This window comes from Paenibacillus sp. FSL H8-0261 (assembly GCF_045040645.1).
Taxonomy (GTDB): Bacteria; Bacillota; Bacilli; order Paenibacillales; family Paenibacillaceae; genus Paenibacillus_AQ.
Genome location: NZ_CP150297.1, coordinates 3956956 through 3982841, shown reverse-complemented (window position 1 = coordinate 3982841; position 25886 = coordinate 3956956). Strand labels below are relative to the sequence as shown.

Below are 25886 nucleotides of genomic sequence, written 5' to 3'. Positions count from 1 at the left end.
CACCTTCCCCTAAGGGTAAAGTCAATAGCCAGACTTCTTATCTGGAAATAGGTTTAATGTTGTGTCTTCACAAATCGGTTTAGATCATTTAAATATTGATCTTCCACCAATTGTCGTGGAAAGAAAACAGCGGTTAAATAAGTCCTTAAGGGGGATGCGGCATTCTTCTTTGACAGCATAGAGTGGTCAGCGTTGGGAAAATAAGAGACTGAGAGCAAGCTGGCAGGTATTTTTTCACGATAAATACGTTCGGTTTCCTCAATATCTACATTGATATCTTGACCGCCGAGTACTAAATGGACAGGAGCATTGAAGTAACTAAGGTCTTCTGTGGCATCAGACTGATAGTTTTTGGCAATAAATCCCCAGCGTTCCTTAGAAATCAAGTCCTCGGATTGTGCAATACGCAAGTAATCCTCGTAAGATGCTCGTTCGTTAAGTAATTGTAATACTTGAGCATTATAATGTTCTTTCGCTTGGATCTCATTTTCCGAGAAGCCTTCTTGTTTCATTTCTAATCTTGTATTGTATTTACCTTGAGAAATCCAGTTCACCGCAGGCGATACAAGAATACTGAACGCGAGATCAGGAACTTCTTTTACAATCTTGGGAATCACCCAACCGGCCTGACTTGCTCCCCACAAACCAATAGACTTCTTATCAATCATTGGTAAGTTCTTCGCCCAGTTAATCGCAGATATCGTTTCCTGAGCACGATCTTCCATGCTTTGCTCCAACCAGTTACCAGAGGAACCACCAATACCAGGCTTGTTAAGAGACAAAGAAGCATATCCGGCAGATGCGAATTTCTCCCATAAAGGTTTATATCCGTCATCGTATGTGTCATTTATGGGACCATCACCATGAACAAAAACTATTAGCCCTACGTTTCCAGAATAGTGCTGGGGTAGAATTAAAGTTCCTGTTAGTTTACCCTGAGGGGTTTCGATTTCTATCTTTTGCTCATTCATTGCATATGAATGCTGATTTAATACGAATAAGACTGAAGCTGCCATTAAGCCAATGATCAAGCATGCGGTTAATTTAATATTTTTTTTCATTTATTGAGCTCCTAGGATGTAGTGGTAAACGCCTCGTCATGTAATGCCAATTAGCCTCTTTAAAAAGAAGGTGTCTAATCCCGCTATAGTTTGATTGATCGATAGCAAAGTCCATCTGTTGGTACATATGAATAGCTCGTTTATTATTTTTAGCAACATGTAGCGTTAATTTGTCCACTTCGGAGTGACTGTTTACAAAATCTATTGCCCAACTAAGCAACTGCTTACCGATTCCTTTATTACGGTGGCTAGATCGAACGGCCAAATGATCGACATAACATTCTTTTGCGCGAGGCTGATAATTCAAAAAATGTAACCCAACCATTAACTTACATACATTTAGATATCCAAATTGCTTAAATAATTGTGAAAAGGAACTATGGTGAGGTGATATAAATTTACTTCTGTCTGAGGCTTGGCTGTCCTTCCACTTAATGCTGAGCGTACCGACAACCTCTCCATTTTCTTTAGCTACGATTTGTTGTGATGATGCGGACGGTTGATCATGCTCCCAGAGCCCAAAAAGTAGTTCAGCAATATCATCGTCCTCTAGTGAGATGAGGGAGTGGAACTTACCGTGGAACGCATCCACTAAAAGATTGCACACTGCTTTATGATCTTGTTCTTGGTAGTGAGCGATTGTTATCTTATTCGGACTTATCATGCTACACCGTCAGGGTCATGCTTGATATTAATTTGGATTTCATAATGAAGCTTGTCATTGTTAAATAGGGATAGATATGATTTTTCCAAAAGGATTAATGGTCCCAGAATTGTATAGTGATGTTGTGTTAAATAGTGTTCAAATTGAGCAATCTCACGTTCAATATCCTGATTATCCGTCACGAAAAATGCTTTATATAAGTAGCTGCCTTTTTCTAGGATGATGTCCGGTAAGTGAGTGCTTTCAAAACATAAGGTTACTTGTTCAGTATCGTATAAATAATGCAGATCTGTTTCAAATAAATGAGTCGGTTGCGGCTTTTTTTCATACAGACTTCGAGCGGTGAGTGACTCATCTTGCTCTATTTCCATCCATTTTTTTAAATGACGAGTATCCAATTGTTTAATGTGATATTTGTCTTCTAGAATGTCGGAGTGCTCGTATTCCTTAAGTACTTTTTGTAAAAACTGCTGCAACAACATTAGCTGGTTTATTTCAGAGTTTATTTTACTTAGAGACTGCTCCAAAAGTTGATGGTAGTCATTTTTGGTGAAGTTATTCATGCTTTTGTTAATCGTACTGACAGGCACGTTCAATTTGCGGAGTAATAGGATCTGGGCCAACTGATAAATCTCATTAATTCCGTACATCCGGTATTGATTGCTATCGGTATAGGCTGGAAATAAAATCTCTTTCTCTTCAAAATATCGGATTTGATGTACGGATACATTCATAAGTTTTGAAAGTTCACCAATCGTAATGTAATGATTCAATGGAGGTGCTCCTAACTATATTGGTATTTGTTGATTTAACTATAAACCTTAGGTCTGACCCAAGGTCAAGCATGGATCTCAGTTTCGTGTAATCGCTAATCACCATTCCATTAATTTGTCGAAACATGAAGGAAAACAGAAAATTTTATAGAATTATCTATCGTTATCTATCCTATATAATCCAAGTGTTGCACGATGCCCCAAGCGTTTGCGCAGCTTAACATCACCATAGAAAAGGGGCCTACGATGCTCAAAAGGACGTTACTTATTTATTTAATTGCTTTCATCTCATTAGCAACAATCCCACTATCCATTTTTATAGATAATGATCAACATGAGAATTATCTGCAAGTTCAGAAGGGGAGCATGGATCTTTCAACTTGGGATTATGGGCAACAAAAGATCATCAAGTTAGATGGTGAGTGGGAATTTTATTGGAACCAGCTGCTAATGCCTGAGCATTTTATAGAATCAAGCACAGACAAACCTGCTCCTACTGCATTAATGGAGGTCCCCTCACGATGGAATGGCAAAGTGGTTGATGGACAACCTTTACCTGCATTCGGTTCTGCTACTTATCGGATGGTGCTGAAAAACTTACCTGTAAACGGTGTATTCGCTTTGAAAAAAACGAATATCCGCTTTTCGAGTGCGATTTATGTGAATGGGCATTTACTCATTAAGGATGGAAACCCCACTATGAGTACTGCCGATTACCAGTCAGGGAATATTCCGCAGATTGGGCTTTTTTCGTCTGAAAAAGGTGATGTAGAGATTATCATTCAAGTTTCTAACTATGAATATGTAAATGCAGGTATTCCGGTATCTCTTACTTTTGGCGAGGAAGCCGCTATGCTAGAGAACCAGCAGAAGAGTACGGCTCGTGAATTTAGTACAGTTGCAATATTGGGAACATTATCACTTATTTTTGTCATCTGCTTTGTGGCGGCTGCTTTATACCGTAAGAAGGATTACTCCTTACTTGTATTTGCTATTATTTGTTTACTGCTTGCGATCTATCATGGCTTGATTGGAGAACGTTCGCTGTTACTGTTTTTCCCAAACCTTTCGTTCATTGTGTTATACAAAGTGAAGGATATTAGCTCCATATCGTGTTTTATTGTTCTGGCTATATTTTTCTACCAAATGCACAAAAGCATAATCTCTTTAAAACTTACGCAATTCGTAACGATTATACTAGGCAGCTTTATAATATTGGTAGCAATCCTGCCTATTCGTACTTACACGCTTTTCTCTACCTATGTGATTATTGTATATGAATTGATGTTAATTTGGATGTTGTTTAGAGTGGCTATCTTGTATATCAGAAGTCCAGAAGTAAATCGAATCAAATCGTTGCTGCTGTTCTTGGCGATTCTTGCTATCAATCTGTACTCGATAGACATCATTCTGTTTGCTCTTTCGATGAAAGAAAACCTTTGGCTAGGACAGTTTTACATTGTAGCCTTTAATATCATTATGATCGTTCTGATTGTTCTCCGTTTTTTCGAGGCTTATCATACGATAGATGAAATGAAAAACCAGCTGATCGGTCTGGACAAAATTAAGGACGAATTTCTATCCAATACCTCTCATGAGCTGAAGACACCACTAAATGCCATAGTGAACATTACTGCTACACTACTTAATGGGGTTGAAGGTCCAGTTACCGAAAGGCAAGCGCAGAATCTAGCGATCGTAATGGGAAGTGGAAGAAGATTAACTTATATGGTAAACGAATTGCTCGATTATTCCAAAATGAAGCATGGAGATATCACCTTATATAAAAGCACCCTAGATCTGAAAGCTGTTGTAGATTCTGTTATCGGTATACATTCGTTTCTGCTCGGAGAAAAGTCGATCTTTCTCGTAAACAATGTTGCTTCAGAGTTTCCACCTGTACATGCAGATGGCAACCGTTTGATTCAGATTTTACACAACTTGGTAGATAATGCGATTAAATTCACGGAGCAGGGTGAAATAAATATTAGTGCCAGATTTACTCATGAATGGGTTGAGGTTCGTGTGGCAGACTCGGGAATCGGAATTGCACCGGATATGCAGAAACGTATTTTTATGGCCTTTGAGCAAGTGGACGAAGCTGAAATTTACAGTCATGGTGGAACAGGTCTCGGACTAAGCATTACCAAGAAGCTGGTTGAGTTACATGGCGGGAACATTAGAGTGGACTCTGTTGCTGGTACAGGATCGGTCTTTATATTTACTCTTCCACGATGGGATCGAACATCTAATCAAGTCACGGGTCCAATCGTGGATAAGACTCTTCCTTATAGAGAAGTTTTCTTTCCGCGCCAGGAGTATCCTATATATATCCAAGGTAAAATCAATGAGCCGATTTTGGTCGTGGACGATGATTTTGCCAACCTGCAATCTATGATCAACTTGTTCAAGCTTGAGGGATATTCCATTGTTGTTGTGAACCGCGGGCAGCTGGCACTTGATGAGTTATCGAAGAATTCAGACTTCTTTCTCGTTGTACTGGACATTACAATGCCGGATATTTCTGGCTATGAGGTTCTGCAAAGGATTAGAGAGAGATTCACACCCTTTGAGCTGCCTGTGTTAATGCTAACGGCGAAGAATAGAGTTAACGATATGAAAATGTCCATGGATAATGGGGCAAATGATTATGTGGGGAAGCCGTTTGAAGCGGAAGAATTAATGGCGCGTGTGAAAAGCCTGACCCGATTGAGAGCTTCTGTGAAGAAAGCTAAAGATGCCGAAATTGCCTTTTTACGTTCTCAGATCAAACCACATTTCTTGTACAATGCCCTGAATTCAATTGCTGCATTATGTGTGGAAGAACCTGAGCAGGCGGAAGAATTAACGCTGGAGCTGTCACAGTATTTGAGAAGCAGCTTTGACTTCAAACAGTTGGATTCGTTAACTACCTTGGAGGGTGAGCTAGAGCTAGTTAAAGCATATATTAATATTGAAAAAGTGCGCTTTGGTGCTAGATTACAAGTGGAATATGATATAACCGCAAATACGGATAGCCGGATTCCCCCACTTATCCTACAACCATTAGTAGAAAATGCTATAAGACATGGACTGATGTCCAATTTACGGGGAGGAAAGGTAACTATATCTGTGAAAGAGTCGGATCCTTCTGTGGTCAGCTTTGTTGTAGAAGATAATGGACGCGGAATGAGTGAGCACAAGCTGGAGGAAATCATGAAATCAGATGTAGATAAAAGAGGCGTAGGGCTTTGGAATATTAGTCAACGCATCAAACTTCTCTATGGAAAGAACATTCGTATTCAAAGTGTTGAAGGAAAAGGCACACGGGTTTCTTTTGATATCCCCAAACAACACATGAAGCGGATAGGAGGTTGAAGTATGCTGCGAGCCATTATCGTGGATGATGAAGAATTATCAGTAAAGCGCTTAAAAAGGATATTATCTCAGAGTGGAGAGATTGAAGTATACGATACTTTTCTGGATCCGACAGAAGCCTATGAATTTGTGAAGGGGAATTCGATTGATGTAGCTTTTTTGGACATTTCCATGCCTGACACAAATGGAATGAAGCTTTCCACCCTTTTGCATGAACTAGATGAATCGATTAATGTGGTTTTTGTTACAGGGTATGACGAATACGCACTGCAAGCCTTCGAACTGAGTGCTGTGGATTATTTGCTGAAGCCTGTAACTGCACAGCGTTTAACTAAAACTTTGGATAAGATCAAAAAAATGAATAGAGGTGTGACGGTTCAGCCCGTCATAGAAGTTCTCTTATTTAATGGACTAAAGATATACCGCCGTACGCAAGATAGAGAGCCCATCAAGCTAAGGAGCCCAAAAACCGAAGAATTGTTTGCCTTTTTGATTAGTAAAGGGACGGTTAGCCGAGATGAAATTATCGATACCTTATGGAGCGGGCTGGAGCCTGATAAAGCGTTGAAGAATCTGAACTCAACCCTATACTATATTCGAAAAGCAATCGGAACTAGCTTTATTAAAGCCAGCAGAACCGAAATTAGTATAGAGGAACGCAGTATTTATTGTGATTTGTATGAGTTTAAGCGACAGCTGAAGCAAATTAGGCAGGTCTCGAAAAAAGATTCTGAATGGTTCAATCAAGTAGAAACATTGTATACGGGGTCCTTTCTCAAAGGTAAAGCATACGATTGGGCTAGTGGGAAGACACGCCGACTTGAACAGGATTTTATTGGACTGCTGGAACTAGCTGCTAGATTTCATATGGAGCAGAACGAGCGTCAACAATCGCTGCACTACTTTGAGAGAATCTTGAAATTGGATCCCCTGAGAGAAGATATCCATCAGGAAATCATTCATTTGTATATTGAACTAGGGCGTATGAATGAAGCTTATCAGCGATATGGGCAATTGGAAGAGACCCTTCAACAGGAGCTTGGAACTTCACCTGATCCTAAGCTCAAAGCTCTGATTAAGAAGATGATGAACTAGTATAAAGAAAAAGAGAACCGACGAATCGATTAGAATTCGAAGGTTCTTTTTTTGTTTATTTTTCGTTTATCATAATTTTGTATAATACTCTCGATTATTGTCGAAATGATGACATGATTTAAGCTAGAGGGGGAAAAAGAGTTTGAAGCCATCATTTATGAAAATAGGCATTAGTATTTCGTTAGCCACTGGAGTTGTGGTGCAAGGTGTGGGGCCGATCCACACTCAAATAGTGAGTGCAAAATCGGACTTTGGTTGGATCGTGAATAGCCCAGCTGTGATACCGTCCATCAATGAAGACGATTCTTCCAACGCAGGCGTTGTTGTTTCCAGTCTTTTGTCAGGAAAGGTAACCGATCCAGCGACAACAGGGATTGCTGTGGTTTCTTTAGATAATACCAATGGTGCCTGGCAATATTACAACACATTGGGAAACATCTGGTATAATATCGAGCCAGTGTCTGACACTAAAGCTTTTCTGCTGCTGAAATCGGAGAAAATTCGTTTTGTCCCCGCTAAAGACTGGAACGGAACAGCTTCCATTGACTTTAAGCTATGGGACACTACAGCAACAGGGTATCAAAATTATCAAAAAAATGCGAATACCACTGTTTCTGCAGCATTCAACCCAGATCTAGGCACTGCTACAATTACTGTAAATCCAGTGAACGATGCACCTTATCTGACAGAACTGAATGGTGGGGACTATCTTAGTTTTGACGGCAATGGGGATTATGTGACGTTCCCAGATCAGCTGTTATACAAGAATTCTTTTACAATTGAAGGTAATTTAAAAGTCAATGGTTTTAATACCTGGATGAGATTCTTCGAATCTTCAATCGGTGAGGCAAACCACAATATATTTGTGGGTTTTAACGGAAAAAAAATGAGCTTCATAGCGTATACCAATAAAGGTGAGATTAACGTCACTGAAGATTTCCCGACTTCTAAATGGGTTCATGTTGCAATTGTTTATGATCACAGTCAGAAAAAGGGACGAATTTATTGGGATGGTGTTCTTAAGGCAGAAGGGGCTATGGATTTAAGTACAGTTGGAAATATGGCACGTCCGAACAACTGGCTTGGTAAAAGCACCTGGAGACAGGACGGAGATTACAGCGGTGGGATGAGAGACGTAAGGTTTTGGAGTAAAGCTAAAACCCAGAGCGAAATTGTTCGCGAAATGAACGTCGATTTGAATGGATCAGAGCAAAATCTGGCTTTGAACTATAAATTTTCGAATAGCAATGATGGTATTATTGCTGTCAATACACCGGCTGGTTCAGGTAAGAACGGTACCATTACGGGAGCAAGCTGGAAGCAGGACACAGGCTTTATGGGAAGTACTACAACGGAAAAAAATAAATCTGTATCACGCTCCTTTAAGGTCATTGATGTGGATGGGGATGACCTAAATGTATCAGCTACATCTTCTAATACTTCCCTAATTCCGAATAATGGACTGAAAGTAAGTGGAAGTGGGGATGTGCGGACGTTAGAAATAACACCAGCGAAGAATGCCTACGGAAACAGTGTGATTACTGTTACTGTAAATGATGGCACTATAAGTAGTTTATACACCTTCAATGTGCAGGTAAACGATGTGGGAGATGTCCTCGTAACTGGAGTGACTTTGAATAAAACATCACTTAGTTTAACAGAGGGTGAAGCAGGGGCTACACTAAATGCTGTAATAGAACCTGTTAATGCCACGAACAAAACAGTAACTTGGAGCTCCAGTGATGTAACTGTCGTGACAGTTGTTAATGGAGTGGTAACACCAGTTGGCGTAGGAACGGCAACGATCACAGCAACAACAACGGACGGAAGTTATACTGCGACATCCACCGTAACTGTGAGTGCTCCAGTTGTGAACGTAACCGGAGTGAAGCTTGATCAAGAGACGCTCAACTTAACTGCTGGTGAAGCAGATGCCTTACTAAAGGCGACAATAGAACCTGCAAATGCGACAGATACAGATGTGATCTGGAGCTCCAGCGATGAAACTGTTGCAACAGTCGTGGATGGAGTGGTTACACCAGTTGGTGAGGGTATAGCAATTATTACTGTAACGACTAAGGATGGAAGTTTTAAGGCTTCAACAACTGTGAATGTGGCAGCACCTAAGCCACCAATTGTTATAGTAACCGGAGTAACCTTAGACCAGCCAACACTTGATTTAACAGTTGGAGAAGGTGATAAAACGCTACAAGCGACAGTCGCACCTGCCGATGCAACCAATAAGGGGGTAATCTGGAGCTCCAGTGATGAAACAGTAGCTAAGGTTGTTTACGGAGTAGTAACCCCGGTTGGTGTTGGAACAGCCACCATTACGGTTACGACTAAAGATGGCAGTTATACCGCTTCAACAACAGTACATGTAAGTGAACCAATTCCACCAGTTGTGAATGTAACTGGGGTGAGGCTAGATCAGGAGACGCTCGATTTAACAGCTGGTGAAACTGTGGGAATACTAAAAGCGACAATAGAGCCTGCAAATGCAACAGATCAAGACCTGATCTGGAGCTCCAGCGATGAGACTGTAGCCAAGGTTGTGAATGGAGAAGTAACTCCAGTTGGTGAGGGAACAGCCATCATTACGGTTACAACGAAAGATGGAAGTTATAAAGCTTCAACAACCGTTACTGTGAAGGCTCCTGCTAAGCCAATTACAGCACCGGGTATTCCAACATCCGTAACTGCAACTGCAGAAAATGGTCAAGCGATCATCACCTTTACGCCACCAACCAACGATGGAGGAAGCGAAATCACAGGTTATCTTGTAACGGCTAATCCGGGAGAATTAACGGTTTCTGGAACTGGAAGTCCGCTTACTATCAGTGGCTTAATGAATGGTACTAGCTACACCTTTACGGTACAGGCCATCAATAAGGCTGGCTTTAGCGAATCATCTGCTGAATCCAATACAGTCATCCCGAGCGCTCCATCCAGTGTTGATGTTCCTTCTCAACCAACTCCATCAGCAACGCCGGCACCTGTAGCAAATGATGCTTCCATTTTAATCAATGGTAAAGCGGAAACCGTGGGAACTGCAACGAATGGTAAACGGAATGATCAAACGCTAACCACCATTGCTTTAGACCAGAAGAAGCTGGAAGACAAGCTCGCCGCTGAAGGTAAAGGTGCTGTGGTTTCTATCACTGCCACTAGTAAATCTGATATTATCGTTGGCGAACTAAACGGACAAATGGTTAAAAATATGCAGGGAAATCAAGCTGTACTTGAAATCAGAACGGGAGTTGCGACATTTACACTGCCTGCTGGGCAGATTGATATTGAGGCCTTATCCGCGCAGATTGGTAAGTCTGTAGCTTTACAAGATATTAAAATACAGATTGAAATCAGCGCACCAACTGCCGATCAAGTTAAGGCATTAGGAGCTGCTGCACAAAACGGATCATTTTCATTAGTCGGCGCTCCAGTAAACTTTACAGCTAGAGGTATTTACGGAGATAAGAGTATTGAACTTTCTCAATTCAATACGTATGTGAAACGTACAATTGCTATTCCGGATGGGATGGACCCGAATAAGATTACAACCGGTGTGTATATTGATCCTGATGGCTCAGTGCATCATGTACCTACTAAAGTGATAGTCATTGAAGGCAAATATTTTGCTACAATCAACAGTCTTAGTGGTGGCACTTACTCTGTAATCTGGCATCCGCTTGAATTCAGTGATGTTGCTAATCACTGGGCAAAAGATGCAGTGAATGATATGGGTTCCCGTTTAGTTGTCGAAGGGACTGGCAATGGTCAATTTACACCTGATCAAGCGATTACTCGCGCAGAGTTTGCGGCGATTGTCGTTCGCGGTCTCGGACTAGGATTGAGTCAAACAGCAACACCATTTTCGGATGTTAAAACTACGGATTGGTATAACAGTGCGATCAATACTGCATATGCATATCAATTAATCAATGGTTTTGAAGATGGCATGTTCCGCCCTGATGACCAAATTACCCGTGAACAAGCGATGCTAATTATCGCCAAAGCGATGAAAATTACAGCGCTAAAGGCTAACCTTCCTAATCAATCCGTTGAAGGATTCTTGAACCCATATACCGATGCCGGCAAAGCATCTGACTGGGCGATTAGCGCAATTGCTGACTGCTTGCAGGCAGGCGTAATCATGGGACGAAGCAGTAATGTACTTGCTCCCAAGGATGATATGACCAGAGCTGAGGTTGCAGCGATCGTTAAGCGGCTTCTTCAAAAGTCTGATTTAATTTAAAAATTGGCTCACAATATACATTGAAAAGAAAGAGTATTCATTCGATAACCTTCGAATGAATACTCTTTTCTTTTGGCTATATTAAATTCTAATGTTGATATTTGACTGCTAATCATACATTTTTTGGCTTTATATCTGGGGCATTTTTTAATGGCTTTTGAAGTGCGTCCACAATGGCTGCGATGATACTTGTTGCTAAAAGACCCATTAGACATAATGATGTAGGACCCGCTGGATCATCACTATCTGTAACTTTTGCAAGCACCCTTAAGCTTACTAGTCCTAACAAAATGAGGAAAATGACTGTAAAAGCACATTTCTTTATAATCTTCAAAGAGTTAAGGGATAATTCAGAGAAAGCATTGTTCTTTTCAATGTTGTTTAATAGTTTATATGCTTGGTACAGCGCAACAGAAAACGCAATACAGAATCCGTAAGCACATACTAAAAAGGGAATCAGGAAGTAAGCCGTATCTGGATGTACTTTTGCATCTCTTACCGCTATCTCAGGCAACCAGATACACAAAGCAAGCACTGCAATTCCAACCAGAAAAATAATTACTTTTAAAAAAGTGGTTGAACCTCGTTTAACATTCATTTAAAACACCTCACTTATTTAATGACTTCATGATTTTAGCATTTAATTTATTGATTTACAATAAATTTGTATTGTTTTTTGTGTTTGTTATTTTACGAGAAATGGTTATCGTCTTTAAAAGACGACAACATCATTTCTTCTTGTTAGCAGGAGAATGGCTTAACTATCCAGAAAAAATAAGCTAAATCATTTCTTCATCAATTGAAAAGAGGCGAAATCTAATGGAACTACGGCAAAGTATTAATGAAGTTTTTCAGTCGGCACAACATGGTGATGCTGCACGACTAACAGGAATTTTAGAATTCCATCCGGCTCTTGCAAATACGGAAAATAACGAGGGCCTTACACCTTTGGGATATGCAGCACATTTCGGTAAAGAAGCAGCGGTGCAGGTATTGATAGAACATGGTGCTGAGGTTGATGCAGTATCCCATTCCAAGATTAATTTCATTCCTTCAAATACTGCACTTCATGCTGCAATTGCTGGGGAGCGGAATATGGGTGTTATCCAACTGCTATTGAACAAGGGTGCTCAGACACATATTTTTGATAGCGATGGGCACACTGCCTTGCATTCTGCAGCTTTTCATTCGGATAATGTGGAGCTGATACGCTTGTTAATCGAACACGGAGCTGACATCCATGCTAAAATTGAAGGTGGTGAATCAGTATTAGCTATAGCTATCCAACAAGGAAACCACAACGTAAAAGAATTTCTTATTGAAAAAGGAGCAATTTAGAATGCAAATCACATTAAACCGTAAAGACAATTCAACAGTAGCTTTGATTTCCAGCGAAGGTATTGTAATTAATAATGTAAATGATGCACTCGATCTAATGGCAAACGTGAGATATCAAGAATGCGATAAAATGATTCTAAGAAAAGAGCAAATCACAGATGATTTTTTTGAGTTAAAGACGGGCCTTGCCGGAGAGATTCTTCAAAAGTATACAAACTATCAGATGCGAGTTGCTATTGTGGGAGAATTTACTGGCTATAATAGTAAAAGTCTGAATGATTTTATTTACGAATGTAATCAGGGGAATAAAATATTGTTCAAGAGTACAGAAGACGAAGCATTGGCAGCACTTCATCAAAGTTAAATATGAACTTGAAACAGAGAGGGGACTTACCATGGACGCTAAAATCACGTATGAATCGATCGATGACTATATTTCAAAGTTTCCATCTGAGATTCAGGAAATCCTTAGTACAATAAGAAAAGTAATAAAAGAAGCGGCACCTGATGCGATTGAAAAGATTAGCTATCAGATGCCTACTTTTACACTGCACGGAAATTTAGTGCATTTTGCGGCTTTCAAAAACCATATTGGATTTTATCCAACGCCTAATGGTATTGACGCTTTCAAAGAAGAATTATCAGTCTATAAAGGAGCAAAAGGATCCATTCAATTCCCTCTTAATCAGCCGATGCCCTATGAATTAATTAGTAAGATCGTGAAATTTAGAGTGGCTGAGAATATCAAAAAAGTTGAAGATAAGCGTAAGTAATTGGTGTGTAAAGAAAACATTGTCCACTGGCACATCTGAAGCTTTCGATCTACACTGGTTTCAGGTGTGCAATTCTTACGTGTTATCATGTACTCGATACTGAACGACGCACAAACGACAGGATAATATCCTGTGAGTAGTCTCCGAAACCACTTCCGAATAGATTAAGTCCTCGTCTATTGAGGGCATCCTCACGAATCTCAAATCGTACTCGAATGGGCTCATTAAATGCCAGCTTCAGTGAGCTAATTGTAGTAGGGGAAGAAGCAGTTCCATTTATTTTGCTACCCTGTTCTGAGATACTCCACTCTGTCAGCATTCCATATTCTGTACCCCCCTTCCATCGTTCGGGTGTTAACTTTCCTTTCCGGTTACCGAAATCTGATGGACAAGTCCAAGTACCGACATGTAGGTCATTTATAGTTAATGTGATGTCACTTGCCCAATCTTCCCGAAATGCAGGTGCTTCAGAACAAACCTCAGCCGAAATCCGAATCTCATCAAGCTCGACACCAGGGGGTAGTGGATTGGCAAAATAGTATTCGACATAGCCAGAGTCAGCGAACCATAAGAGAGATGCATCAACTCGTTCCGGCATGTAGAATACCCGTGGATCATCCTGAGAACCGATGACTCCGCCGTCTTTTCCAGTCATACCACAAGAGGGTTGAATAGAACAGTGGGAGAACATCCCGATGGGCATATGTATTTCTTCCGTTTGATGCAGACCATCGCCTAGCTTCGAAGGAAGATCGAGATGGATGGATCGGCAGGTGACCGCACATATTTTCTCGCGATTTGCACCCTGTGTAGATGAGATTAAGTTAACTTGCTCAAGGGTCTGTACATTGATTGAAATTGTTGGTTGAGCTACGCCAAGTGTCTCGGCCAATTGACTGACACTCATGGGCTTGTCACCAAGGGCTTCAAGAATACGGACTCTGACATCTCCAGAAAGTGCTTTAGCAACATCTAAGATGCGTGATGCGGGGTACCGTATCGTTTCTTGCGAAATATCATTCATTGGTTGTATTCCTTTTCGTTAGGATAGGTTGAGGATATTGTACACTGAAGATTCTATATTGTAAAATTATAATATACATTGCGAATTTTATATACTGGTGCTAAAATGAGCTCAACTTCTTATTTTGAAAGGCTGTGCTCATATCATGACAACTTCCGTACTGAATGTTGAGAGTCTTCCGATTCCTCGTCCCGAACATCCGCATCCACATTGGCAGCGCAACGAATGGATGAATTTGAATGGGGAATGGTCATTTAGCTTTGATCCGAGCAATGAAGGAATTAGCGAACATTGGTATTCCAATTCCGAAATCGCTTACAGTTCGATGATTACTGTTCCTTTTTCTTGGGTAAGTCCATTATCAGGTATTGGCAGTGATCATAAAGGGATAGGATGGTATCGGCGGACTTTGAAATGGCAGACTACCGACTCACAGACACGACTATTTTTGCGATTCGGGGCAGTAGATTATTCATGTGACGTTTGGATTAACGGAGTGCATGTTGGTTCACACCAAGGTGGATATGGTTCATTTGAGTTCGAAGTTACTCAGTACTGGGTTGAAGATTTAGACAATACAATTGTCGTTAGAGTAGAGGACTTCGATCATGATTACCAAACGCGTGGCAAACAAGGTTATGGAGAAATTCGCGGAATCTGGCAGCCCGTATGGCTAGAATCTCGGCCTCAGACTTATATGAAAGATGCTAAGTTTGTGACCACTATTGATGGGCAAGTGAACGTGACCACAAGAATCTTTGCACAAGAAAATGGATCGGCAGATTTCACGCTGAAATTCGCAGAGAATTCTATATTGCATACTGAGAAAATAGATCTTATCGCAGGGGAGAATGAATTTAAGCTCTCTATTCATATAACAGATCCAATTTTGTGGAGTCCAGATACCCCTTATTTGTACGAAGGCGAACTACAACTTAACGGATCTTTTGGCACAGACACAGTCAGTACCTATTTCGGAGTTCGAGAAATCCAAACTGTGCGTTTTGATGAGCGTGGTTATCGCTGGATTACCCTCAATGGTAAGCCGATTTATTTAAACGGTACCCTTGACCAGTCTTATCACAAAACGGGATATTTCACTTATCCGTCTGATGAAGATATGCGGGATGAAATCTATCTAATGAAACGTTTGGGACTGAACTTTGTGCGTATTCATATCAAGCCAGAAGAACCACGCAAACTATATTGGGCGGATAAACTGGGTATTTTGGTGATGGAAGACATGCCTTGCTTTTGGGGAAATCCCGATGTAAAAGCACGTAACGCGTATGAACGTGAAGCACTCGAGGTTATTGAACGAGACTATAATCATCCATCGATTTTCTCTTGGGTAATGTTTAACGAGACATGGGGTTTGAAGACGAACGCTCAGGACACTAGTCTGACGAGTGATGTACAGCAGCAGAACAGTTATTTCAAAGTAACACAGGAATGGGTTCGGGAACAATATCGCTGGGCAAAACGACTAGATCCATCTAGAATCGTTGAAGATAACTCACCTTGTAACTATGATCATGTGGAATCTGATATCAATACTTGGCATTTCTACATTAATGGTTATGATCAGCTTAGAGCTCATTTGAATGAGGTTGTAGACAAAACTTTTCCGGGTTCAGACTTTAACTGTATCGGAGGTAATGTACAATCTGATGCCCCGCTTATGAACAGTGAATGTGGTAACGTGTGGGGAATCGAAGGCGGGGCAGGGGATAGTGATTTAGCGTGGCATTACCGCTATATGATGAATGAATTCCGGCGGCATGATAAGTTATGTGGTTTTGTGTTTACCGAATTTCGCGATGTTACGAACGAGTTCAATGGTTATTATCGGTTAGATGGCAGCGATAAAGATTTTGGTTATGATGACTTTGTTCCCGGGATGACGATTTCTGATCTGCATTCTCCGGACTTCATCGTGATCGATGCACCGCCGTGTCAGACCGTAAACGCAAAGGATGAAGTTAAAGTTCCGCTCCTTCGTTCCAGCTTCTCAGATAAATATCATGGACAGCATGTGCAGATGAAGTGGGAGCTTTGGTACGACAATTTGGGAACAAGAGTTGTTGCACAAAGTGAGCATATGTCAGTGAATTGGGACGGATATGGAGTAGCAGATTTACCACCACTATTTATTATTATGCCCGATCAGGATGCAGTTGCAGTGCTAGCAGTTTCTTTGATAAATAATAAGGGAGAGGTAATCACTCGCAACTTCATTACGTTTGATGTAAGAAGCGGTAATCAGGGTGTAAGGTTTGAAGGGGATGGAGATTGTATTAGTATCCCTGTTGGTGCGTATAAAGAACACAACTTTAATCAACAATGGGAAGCTATTCAATGCGCAAAAATCAATGGAGCTGGGCAAGGCCGTTATGCATATGGTGTAACTCTTCCAGATGGTATGGAGAAAAAGATGATTGGCGAGATCGAAATCATGTTCGAAGCCAGCGCAAAGCGAGTATTGGCTCGAAATGTTGAAGGCGCAAAGCAAAATGAAATGGGACTTGATCTCATGCATGGTGCAGATGCTAGGGTGGAGTATAATCCGAATACGTATTATATGACCGACGAAGAACGTCATCCTTCACGTGTGAATGTTCTGATAGAAGGTCAACGGATTGGCTCCTTCTATTTGCCAGATGATCCGGCCGACAGCCGAGGTGTATTATCTTGGCATTATCAGCCATTAGCGAATAAGTTGGATGAGGCGGGCTCTTACGGCTATCTGTGTAAAGTAAGTGTACCGGGGCAGTTAGCAGCTAAACTAGATCGCAATCGTACTTTCCGTTTGGAGCTTCAAGCAGAGGGTGGAGGCTTAGCCTTATATGGTCGCAATGCGGGTCGCTACCCTATAGATTTATTGATTCGTTATCGATAACATACATGGGTGAAGTTGGATCATTCAATTTTAAAAAGCAATCCAAGCCATAAGGCAAGGATTGCTTTTTTTTGTGTTGAGCTTACCAGAGAATGGATTAAAGCTCTTTATCATTAATGCTGTTCAGCCAACCTTCAATATCCCCAATAACGGAGCTAATGCAGCCATCTTCAAATGGTGAAGTCAGACCCGCTAGTTCAACCAGTTTAATAAAGGACTTGCTTCCACCAGCTTGGCATAGCTCCAAATAATCGCTCCAAGCAGATTTGAAATCTTCGTTCGAACGTTTCCAGAATTGGAAGGCACATAGCTGTGCTAGTGTGTAGTCAATGTAGTAGAACGGTGAGGCAAAGATGTGGCCTTGTTTATGCCAGAAGCCCCCTTGTTCCAGATAAGTGTTACCTTCATAATTACGATGTGGTAAGTATTTCTTCTCGATGTCTCTCCAAGCTTGCTTGCGTTCAGCAGGAGTTGCTTCAGGGTTGCTATAAACAAAATGTTGGAATTCATCGACAGATACCCCGTAAGGAATAAACTGAAGGCTATCAGATAAGTGATTAAAGCGGTATTTATCTGCATCTTCTTCAAAGAACAAATTCATCCAAGGCCAAGCGAAAAATTCCATACTCATCGAATGAATCTCACATGCTTCATAGGTTGGAAAAGCATATTCTGGCACATTAATATTGCGGCTTTCATAAACCTGGAACGCATGACCCACTTCGTGAGTTAAAACATCAATATCCCCTGAGGTTCCGTTGAAATTTGAGAAAATAAAAGGGGCTTGGTATTGGCTGAAATAGGTGCAATATCCGCCGCCTTGTTTTCCTTTTTTGCTTACTAAATCCACCAGATTATTGTCCAGCATGAAGGTGAAAAATTCATCCGTTTCAGGGGAGAGTTCTTTGTACATCTTCTTACCGTTAGCTACAATCCAGTCTGGATCCCCTTTAGGGGTAGCGTTCCCGGTCTTAAAGCTAAAGTTCTCGTCGTAATATTTCAATTCATCTAGACCCAGTCGTTCAGTCTGACGTTTCTTTAACTGCTGGGAGACAGGTACGATATATTCAAGAACTTGTTTGCGGAAATTAGCAACCATTTCAGCATTATAGTCGGTACGCATCATACGGTCATAACCTAGCTGAACAAAGTTACTGTACCCAAGCTTTTTAGCTATGCGGTCACGGACCTTTACGAGCTCATCATAGATGCGGTCAAATTCAGTCTCGTGTTCTGACATAAAACCAAAACGAGCTTCAGAAGCACTTTTACGCATATCACGGTCTGTAGACAATTCGAAAGGTGCGAGTTGAGGCAGTGTACGCTCTTCACCTTCGAAAAGAATCTTGGCAGATGCGATAAGCTGGGAGTATTCAGTTGATAGTTTGTTCTCCAATTGTAAATCTTCAATGATTTCCGGACTAAACGTCCGCAGCGAGACTTCAGCAAGCTGGAGTAACTGCGCACCCCATTCCTTTTCAAACTCGGCTCTATATTTGGAATGTACGAGTGCTTTGTAGTAGTCAGTTATGTATTCCTGAACGACAGGCCCGATTTCGTCCATGAATTCTTGTTCGGCTTTGTAAAATTCATCTGTCGTGTTGATAGAATGACGAACGCTAACCAATGTCTGCATCGTGTCAAACTCATTGCGAAGCTTGTTAATGGCAGTGACGGAAGCTTTTTGCACCTCTAGTGGTGATGTGTCGTTGAGATCTTTCAGCAGGGCGTTAAAGTCTTGCTTGAATTTCTCTACATCCGGTCGCTCATAGCGGTAATCATCAAATTTCATAAAAAAATCAACTTCCTTTCTATACCAGATAGTCTCTATTATATAATCTGAACAGCCATTTACGATAGACCTGTGTAAGCTTTTTATGGTCGAAAAAAGAACAAATCTACAAAAGTGTAAAAAATTGTTAAGCAGAATGTGGTTTGATATTATCTATGAATATAGTAGATCTTATCAAGAGAAAATGGTCCATCCAGTTACGTGAGAGCAGATGAAGATGCATTGGGAAGAAGTACTGAACACAATTAATGAGCGCACTCGTACAACTTAACGAAGCGAAAATAGGAGGCTCGATATAGATGAAACCCCGAATTACAGTAATAACACTAGGTGTGGATGATTTGGAGAGAGCTTTGGTTTTTTACAGGGATGGATTAGGATTCCCGACCGAAGGGATCATTGGCAAAGAATTTGAACATGGAGCTGTTGCCTTTTTTGATTTGCAGGCAGGCTTGAAGCTGGCACTTTGGAATCGGAAAGATATGGCCTATGAGGCAAAGGTTCCATTATCCCCAGCCAGTTCAACAGAAATAACGATTGGCCACAATGTAGGAAGTAAAAAGGAAGCAGATCAGGTTATGGAGCTCGCTCAAAAGGCTGGTGCGAAGATCGTTGACCCTTTACATGATACCTTTTGGGGAGGGTATTCCGGTCACTTTATGGACCCCGATGGGCATTTGTGGGAAGTCGCATGGAATCCGGAATGGGAGCTCGAGAATTAAAGGAGTCTATTCAGAGCTTTGTTACTTAGTCTCTCTTAAACCGTATTCTCAGAATACGGTTTATCTCTGTTTCTATACGAATCTTTGAATTTTTTCACTTTACACTCTGAACCCTTCCTCCCTCTTTTTTTAACTGCTTCAGTACAAATGTCGACAAACTTAATATATCATGATATATTATTATGTATAAAGATGAAAAAATTAGAGTCAGGAGATAACGAAAGTTATGAATGAGACAACGTCATCCAAACCGATGTATGAAAAAATATTTGATGAAGTGAAGCAGCTTATTGTAAATAAATCCTATGGACAAGGGGAGCGAGTTCCTTCAGAAAAAGAACTGGCCGAAACCTATAATGTAAGTCGGATTACGAGTAAAAAAGCTCTGGAAATGCTAGCGGCCGAGCATTTAATTGTGAGAAAACCGGGAAGAGGTTCGTTTGTGGTTGATCCGGCAGTTGACTACATAGATTCAGTATTGTCTCCAAAGACGACCTCCGACGGGACGGTTTTTAATTCCTTTAACCATGAGGAAAAGACAATTGGTCTGATTATTACCGACTTTGGCAACAGTTATGGAACAGGCTTGATTTATGGGATGGAACAGGCTTCCCGTGATAATGATTGCTTCCTCGTTCTACGAAGAACATTTGGCGTACCAGAGAACGAAGAACAGTCTATTCAGAAGTTGCTTAGCTTGGGTGTAGATGGTCTGATTGTTTTTCCGGCTCAAGGCGAATTTTTTAATGCTGAGATTCTAAAATTGGTGATCGGCCGTTTCCCTTTAGTTCTGGTAGATCGCCATCTGAAAGGAGTAGCGGCTGCTTCGATCGGCACGGATAACATAAAGGCTGCACTTAAAGGGACGGAGTACTTATTTGATCTTGGGCATACTCATATCTCTTTCCTCTCTCCACCTCCAGCGGATACGACGGCTCTTGAGGAGCGGGTGGAGGGATTTATACAAGCACATGCGGAGCGGGGGATAGCTGTAGATAAGGGGTTGTGGGTTAGTGATTTAACCTCAACATTACCAAATTCCTTTAATGAAGAGAATATTGAACATGATATCTCACGGCTAGTTTCTCATTTACAAGAGAATCCAACAATAACGGCGCTTTTTGCTGTGGAATATAATATTGCCCTTCTGGCTAGAACTGCGGTTGAACGTCTTGGGCTGCGGATTCCAGAGGATATTTCGATCATTTGCTTTGATAGTCCACCAACTCCACTCGGATCGGGTTATGCGTTCACTCATTTGCGGCAGAATGAAGAAGAAATGGGGCGACTGGCAGTTGAGAATGTCCTGCAAATTATGAACGGCCAGACTGTATCGAATAAGATAATGCTGGAAGCTGAGTTGATTTCTGGTGAATCTACGGGTTCTGCTAAACCATCTAATTCTAATTAATTTTATGCGATTATCCATAAATTAGTTGTTATAAAAACCTATCTTTTTGGATGGGTTTTTTTGTTTGTTTTAGATAGATATTTATCATTATAGAAGTATTGATATATCATTATCAATAAATAAACATATTGACATACTAACCATATGACAATATACTAATTTGTGAAAGCGCTTCAAAGGAAAAAGAAAAAGGGGGTATTATAACTGAAAGCAACCAGAGAAATCCCTGAGTCGATGAAGAAACTGGCATCTAATGTAAAAGCGCAGCTGAGTGATCGTCCAAAATTAGCCGAAATGTTCGAGAAATGTATGGCTAACACCTGGAATACAACCTTAAAAAGAATGACGAATGGCACCACTTTTGTCATTACCGGAGATATTCCAGCGATGTGGCTGCGGGACTCGGCCGCTCAGGTTAGACCCTTTCTGATCCTTGCCTCCGAGGATGAAGAAATTGCGGACATGATTGAGGGACTTGTACTAAGACAATTCGCATGTATTCAGCTTGACTCTTATGCGAACGCGTTCAATGAAGAAGAAAATGGGAATGGCCATCAGGAGGATCTTACAGAGATGAGCCCAGGAGTATGGGAAAGAAAATATGAGATTGATTCATTATGCTATCCGATCCAACTGGGTTATCTGCTCTGGAAGAATTCGGGCCGAACTAGTCAGTTTAATGATTCATTTGTTAAGGGTGTAGAAAGAATTATTGCATTATGGACTACTGAACAGAAACATGAGAGCGATTCCAATTATCTTTTTCAACGGATGAACTGTCCACCTACGGATACATTAGCGCGTGAAGGCAAAGGAACGTTGACAGCATATACAGGAATGACTTGGTCTGGATTTCGTCCTAGCGATGATGCCTGTGAATACGGGTATTTGGTTCCTGCAAATATGTTCGCTGTGGTTGTTTTAGAGTATGTGTGTGAAATTGCCCGAGAAATCCTAAGGGATCAGGAACTGGAATTGAAAGCTAGAAGACTTTCTGAACAGATTAATGAGGGAATACGCCAGTATGGAATCGTAGATCACCCAGAGTTTGGGTCAGTCTATGCATATGAAGTAGATGGCCGTGGACAGGTGAATTTGATGGATGATGCAAATGTGCCGAGTCTGCTCTCAATCCCTTATTTGGGTTATGTGTGTACCGAGGATCCTATCTACAAAAATACCCGAAAGCTTATTCTAAGTAGCAATAATCCTTATTTCTTCGCTGGAAAGGAGGCTTCTGGTATTGGTAGTCCACATACGCCTAGTCGTTATATCTGGCCTATAGCTTTAGCGATCCAGGGTATGACATCTACCAGCAATGAGGAACAGGAATCCTTGCTTAATCTGCTGGAGAAGACGGATGCGGGCACCGGATTTATGCATGAAGGGTTTCATGTGGATAATCCTGACGAATTTACACGTCCATGGTTCTCATGGGCAAATATGATGTTCTGCGAGCTGGTGCTTATGTGCTGCGGGTTACAAGTTAAGCGAGGTTAATGTCTACAAGTTTTTTTAATCGACTCTAAAGGGGATAGAGAACATGAAAAAATGGCTGGTTACCACACTTGCTTTGGTTATGACAGCTTCACTTGCATCGGGCTGTGGTGGCAATAATGGGTCTACCGGTAAAGAGTCCGGAACTGCAAGTAAACCTGGAAGCAGTGATGGGAAAAAGACGGAGCTTACCTTCTGGGGGGATTGGGGCGGTGAGGGGCAGAAGCAATTTGAGACCATGGTTGATGCCTTTAATAAATCGCAGGATAAGATTCATGTAAAGTATGTGCTGCAGCAGGATATGATCACAAAGTTCCTGACTTCCGCAACCAATGGCGGCACTCCTGATGTGCTGTTTTGGGATCGCTGGAGAACTTCATTGTATGCTCCAAAAAACGTCCTGCATCCGGTTGACGAATACTTAACACGGGACGGTATTTCCAAAGATGACTTCTACAGCGAATCCCTTCGTGAGCTTTCATACGATGACAAATTATATGGGCTGCCGCTTACCGTAGATGCTCGTGCTCTTTTCTATAATAAGAAGCTGCTCGCAGATGCAGGACTTCAGCCTCCAACAACATGGGATGAGCTAGAGACGGCTGCTACGAAGCTCACCAAATGGAACGGCAATAAATTGGAAATTGCAGGTTTTTCAATGGGGGATTTGGGGCTTTTTAATATGTATCTTCAACAGGCTGGCGGTACCATGCTTACGGAGGATGGAAAGACCAATTTTAATAATGATAAAGGCAAACAGGTGCTAGAGTTCTGGGATCGCCTGATGAACAAAGATAAGGTGTATAAAGTAGGGTTTGAGCTTGGACTTGGGGAAGGGCAAGATGCTTTTGTCACAGGCAAAGTTGCTATGTTGTATTCCGGTCCGTGGATGCTCAGCACTTATAACAAATACGGTAAAGATCTAGATTATGGAATCGTTCCCCCTCCAGCTGGACCAAACGGGGATAAAGGCAGTGTTATGGGCGGATTTGGTCTGGTGATTCCAGAAGGCTCCAAACATAAGGAAGAGGCGTGGGAGTTCATTAAATGGTGGACAGCGAACAAGGATAACGCATTGCTCTGGGCCAAGACCAGTCTGAATCTGCCTGGCTATAAGCCGTCTATGGAAGATCCATTCTTCAAAGATGATCCCAAGTGGCAGCCGTTTCTAGAAACACTGGAGTTCGCTAAGGTTCGTCCAAACCACCCTGGTTATTCCGTGATGGAAACCGACGCGTTGGCACCTAATTTGCAGCTAAACCAGCAGAACAAGCTGAGTATTGACGAAACCTTGAAGAAATCACAAGAAGAAGGCGACAAAATGCTAAAGGATAATGAGGTAGTGAAGTAATAAGTAAGACATTTGAAGTAAGGGGGAGGTCTTGCCTCCCTTTTGCTTAGGAGGGGGTAGCTGAAATGGCTTCCATCAGAAAGCTAGAGAAACATCAGGCGCGGACGGCTTATTTGTTTATCACACCGACGGTGTTGCTGTTTACAGTATTCACGGTCATCCCCGTGGTAATGGCGCTGTATTTAAGCTTTACCAATTACGATGTACTTAGTAGAAATGATTGGATCGGTTTTGATAACTATCGCCGTTTGATAGAGGACAGTTTGTTATGGAAAACATTCCGAAATGTATTTTTTTATTCGATCATTTTCGTTCCGCTAAATATCCTGATTTCGCTGCTCCTCGCGATTCTACTTAGTCGAAGCTGGCGTGGGGTGAAGCTGTTCCGCACTCTGAATTATCTGCCAACTCTTACATCCGCCGTTGCTGCTGCTACCGTTTGGATCTGGCTTTTGCATCCTGAATTTGGTTTGGTTAACGGATTGTTGTCCTATGTTGGGATTACAGGTCCAGCTTGGTTATCCGAGACCCGAACGGCGATGTTGTCCATTATTATGCTTACCCTCTGGCAGTCGGTAGGTTCTAATATGATTATCTACTTGGCAGGTCTGCAAGGTGTGCCTGACTATTTGTATGAATCCGCAAGGCTGGACGGTGCCAATAAACTGGATTGTTTCCGGTATATTACTTGGCCGCAGCTACGTCCTACGACCTTTCTAGTCAGCACGATGGCAATCATTGGTGCGTTACAGTTGTTCGACCAAGCTTTTGTGCTGACGCAGGGTGGTCCAGCGAATATGACGAAGACTCCGGTTTATCTGATCTATCAACAGGGCTTTAATCAATTGCAAATGGGGTATGCGTCTGCACAAGCTTTTGTGCTTGCTGTGGCGATTCTCATATTCTCACTTATAAACATGCGGATCACAAAGGCGGAGGAGTCCATTGTATAAGCCGGGCTTGTCATGCAGAAAGGGGATAGAGGTATGGATACTAGTGGAAGTTCGTTATTAAAAAAAAGCTTAAGTAAATCTATTTATTATATAGTGTGCATTGTTATTGCAATCGTAATGTTTCTACCTTTCTATTGGAGTGTTCTTACATCTTTGAAGCCTGACGAAGAGATATTCGCCATGCCCATTCGGTGGTTTCCTTCACATTTGACCTTAGAGCATTATCGTAAGGCGTTTACAACGGTTCCATTTGCCCTCTTTTTCTGGAATTCACTTGTGCTTGCTGTAGCGGGTGTACTGGCGAATCTGTTTTTTGGTTCGATCAGCGGCTACGCATTCGCAAAGTTGAATTTTAAGCTCAATAAGCCAATATTCCGCGTGCTGCTAGCGGCGATGATGATACCGGGCATAGTGACGATGATCCCTACAGTTTATGTCATGCGTCATATTCCATTTTTCGGAGGTAACGATATTTTTGGCAGTGGGGGGAACGGGTTGATGAACTCCTTCTGGGGGATTATTCTTCCGGGAGCTTCAGGAACTTTTGCTGTGTTCTTTATGCGGCAATTCTTTCTTACCCTACCTAGTGACATGATGGAAATGGCCCGGATCGAAGGCTGTGGAGAGTTTAAGATATTTTGGCGCATTTATTTGCCGCTGACCAAACCAGCGCTGGCGACTTTAAGCATCTTTACTTTTCAAGCGGGCTGGAACAGCTTCCTATGGCCCATGATTGTACTAAATGACCCGGATAAAGCAACGATCCAGATGGGACTTCAAGCCTTCTCCTATAATTTCCAAACAGATTACGGTCCAATGATGGCTGGTGCGCTTGTTGCGATTCTGCCGATATTGGTGCTCTTTCTGGCACTTCAGCGTTATTTTGTGCAGGGGATTGCATTCAGTGGCATAAAAGGTTAA

The 25886-nt window shown here is 41.6% G+C and carries 19 protein-coding genes; 13 read left to right on the top strand and 6 right to left on the bottom strand.

What is annotated here, in order from left to right; genetic code table 11:
• Window positions 1-53: 53 nt before the first annotated feature.
• The 3 genes from MHI27_RS17665 to MHI27_RS17655 are packed head-to-tail and all read right to left on the bottom strand — an operon-like array spanning window position 54 to window position 2498.
• Window positions 54-1061, bottom strand: a complete 1008-nt coding sequence (locus MHI27_RS17665) for an alpha/beta hydrolase family protein (RefSeq protein ID WP_405174334.1) — start codon at window positions 1059-1061, stop codon at window positions 54-56.
• Entirely contained in the window at window positions 1045-1725 is a 681-nt protein-coding gene (locus MHI27_RS17660; protein ID WP_405174333.1) for a GNAT family N-acetyltransferase, read from the bottom strand. The genes MHI27_RS17665 and MHI27_RS17660 overlap by 17 nt, the downstream gene beginning before the upstream one ends.
• A complete protein-coding gene (locus tag MHI27_RS17655; protein ID WP_405174332.1) occupies window positions 1722-2498 on the bottom strand; it encodes a MerR family transcriptional regulator in 777 nt (258 codons plus the stop codon). Before MHI27_RS17655 ends, MHI27_RS17660 begins: the two co-directional genes overlap by 4 nt.
• A gap of 246 nt (window positions 2499-2744) precedes the next feature.
• Here MHI27_RS17655 and MHI27_RS17650 point away from each other — a divergent pair, with 246 nt between their 5' ends.
• The 3 genes from MHI27_RS17650 to MHI27_RS17640 all read left to right on the top strand — a co-directional run bounded on the left by MHI27_RS17650 (window position 2745) and on the right by MHI27_RS17640 (window position 11205).
• The gene (locus MHI27_RS17650; RefSeq protein ID WP_405174331.1) at window positions 2745-5855 is read left to right on the top strand and encodes an ATP-binding protein; all 3111 of its coding nucleotides are present in this window, start codon (window positions 2745-2747) and stop codon (window positions 5853-5855) included.
• A 3-nt stretch (window positions 5856-5858) separates the two neighbouring features.
• Window positions 5859-6950, top strand: a complete 1092-nt coding sequence (locus MHI27_RS17645; protein WP_405174330.1) for a response regulator — start codon at window positions 5859-5861, stop codon at window positions 6948-6950.
• Window positions 6951-7092: 142 nt separating this feature from the next.
• Window positions 7093-11205 (top strand): S-layer homology domain-containing protein, encoded by a 4113-nt coding sequence (locus MHI27_RS17640; protein WP_405174329.1) that lies wholly within the window; start codon window positions 7093-7095, stop codon window positions 11203-11205.
• A gap of 112 nt (window positions 11206-11317) precedes the next feature.
• On the opposite strand, the gene MHI27_RS17635 is transcribed toward MHI27_RS17640, so the two are convergent.
• Window positions 11318-11803, bottom strand: a complete 486-nt coding sequence (locus MHI27_RS17635) for a DUF2975 domain-containing protein (protein ID WP_076298799.1) — start codon at window positions 11801-11803, stop codon at window positions 11318-11320.
• 221 nt (window positions 11804-12024) lie between these two features.
• On the opposite strand from MHI27_RS17635, the gene MHI27_RS17630 reads away from it, so the two are divergent.
• The 3 genes from MHI27_RS17630 to MHI27_RS17620 are packed head-to-tail and all read left to right on the top strand — an operon-like array spanning window position 12025 to window position 13316.
• Window positions 12025-12543 carry an ankyrin repeat domain-containing protein gene (locus MHI27_RS17630; RefSeq protein WP_405174328.1) on the top strand — a complete coding sequence of 173 codons (519 nt, stop codon included), beginning with the start codon at window positions 12025-12027 and terminating at the stop codon, window positions 12541-12543.
• Window position 12544: 1 nt separating this feature from the next.
• A complete protein-coding gene (locus MHI27_RS17625; RefSeq protein WP_076283444.1) occupies window positions 12545-12907 on the top strand; it encodes a DUF4180 domain-containing protein in 363 nt (120 codons plus the stop codon).
• Window positions 12908-12938: 31 nt separating this feature from the next.
• Window positions 12939-13316, top strand: a complete 378-nt coding sequence (locus MHI27_RS17620; protein WP_405174327.1) for an iron chaperone — start codon at window positions 12939-12941, stop codon at window positions 13314-13316.
• A gap of 85 nt (window positions 13317-13401) precedes the next feature.
• On the opposite strand, the gene MHI27_RS17615 is transcribed toward MHI27_RS17620, so the two are convergent.
• Entirely contained in the window at window positions 13402-14340 is a 939-nt protein-coding gene (locus MHI27_RS17615) for a transcriptional regulator (protein ID WP_076298801.1), read from the bottom strand.
• A gap of 145 nt (window positions 14341-14485) precedes the next feature.
• Here MHI27_RS17615 and MHI27_RS17610 point away from each other — a divergent pair, with 145 nt between their 5' ends.
• Window positions 14486-17239: a glycoside hydrolase family 2 protein gene (locus MHI27_RS17610; protein ID WP_405174326.1), complete on the top strand. Its 2754-nt coding sequence runs from the start codon at window positions 14486-14488 to the stop codon at window positions 17237-17239.
• A 97-nt stretch (window positions 17240-17336) separates the two neighbouring features.
• Here MHI27_RS17610 and MHI27_RS17605 read toward each other — a convergent pair whose 3' ends face one another.
• Window positions 17337-19031: a M3 family oligoendopeptidase gene (locus tag MHI27_RS17605; RefSeq protein ID WP_341055462.1), complete on the bottom strand. Its 1695-nt coding sequence runs from the start codon at window positions 19029-19031 to the stop codon at window positions 17337-17339.
• Window positions 19032-19330: 299 nt separating this feature from the next.
• On the opposite strand from MHI27_RS17605, the gene MHI27_RS17600 reads away from it, so the two are divergent.
• From MHI27_RS17600 to MHI27_RS17575, 6 genes are all read left to right on the top strand, one after another.
• On the top strand, window positions 19331-19753 hold the full coding sequence (locus MHI27_RS17600; protein WP_076298804.1) for a VOC family protein: 423 nt from the start codon (window positions 19331-19333) through the stop codon (window positions 19751-19753).
• Window positions 19754-19979: 226 nt separating this feature from the next.
• Window positions 19980-21164, top strand: a complete 1185-nt coding sequence (locus tag MHI27_RS17595; RefSeq protein ID WP_405174325.1) for a GntR family transcriptional regulator — start codon at window positions 19980-19982, stop codon at window positions 21162-21164.
• 234 nt (window positions 21165-21398) lie between these two features.
• Window positions 21399-22664 (top strand): glycoside hydrolase family 125 protein, encoded by a 1266-nt coding sequence (locus MHI27_RS17590; RefSeq protein WP_405174324.1) that lies wholly within the window; start codon window positions 21399-21401, stop codon window positions 22662-22664.
• Between the two features lie 43 nt (window positions 22665-22707).
• Window positions 22708-24012: an ABC transporter substrate-binding protein gene (locus MHI27_RS17585; RefSeq protein ID WP_405174323.1), complete on the top strand. Its 1305-nt coding sequence runs from the start codon at window positions 22708-22710 to the stop codon at window positions 24010-24012.
• Window positions 24013-24077: 65 nt separating this feature from the next.
• Window positions 24078-24965, top strand: a complete 888-nt coding sequence (locus MHI27_RS17580) for a carbohydrate ABC transporter permease (protein ID WP_042188999.1) — start codon at window positions 24078-24080, stop codon at window positions 24963-24965.
• Window positions 24966-24998: 33 nt separating this feature from the next.
• Window positions 24999-25886 (top strand): carbohydrate ABC transporter permease, encoded by an 888-nt coding sequence (locus MHI27_RS17575; protein WP_405174322.1) that lies wholly within the window; start codon window positions 24999-25001, stop codon window positions 25884-25886.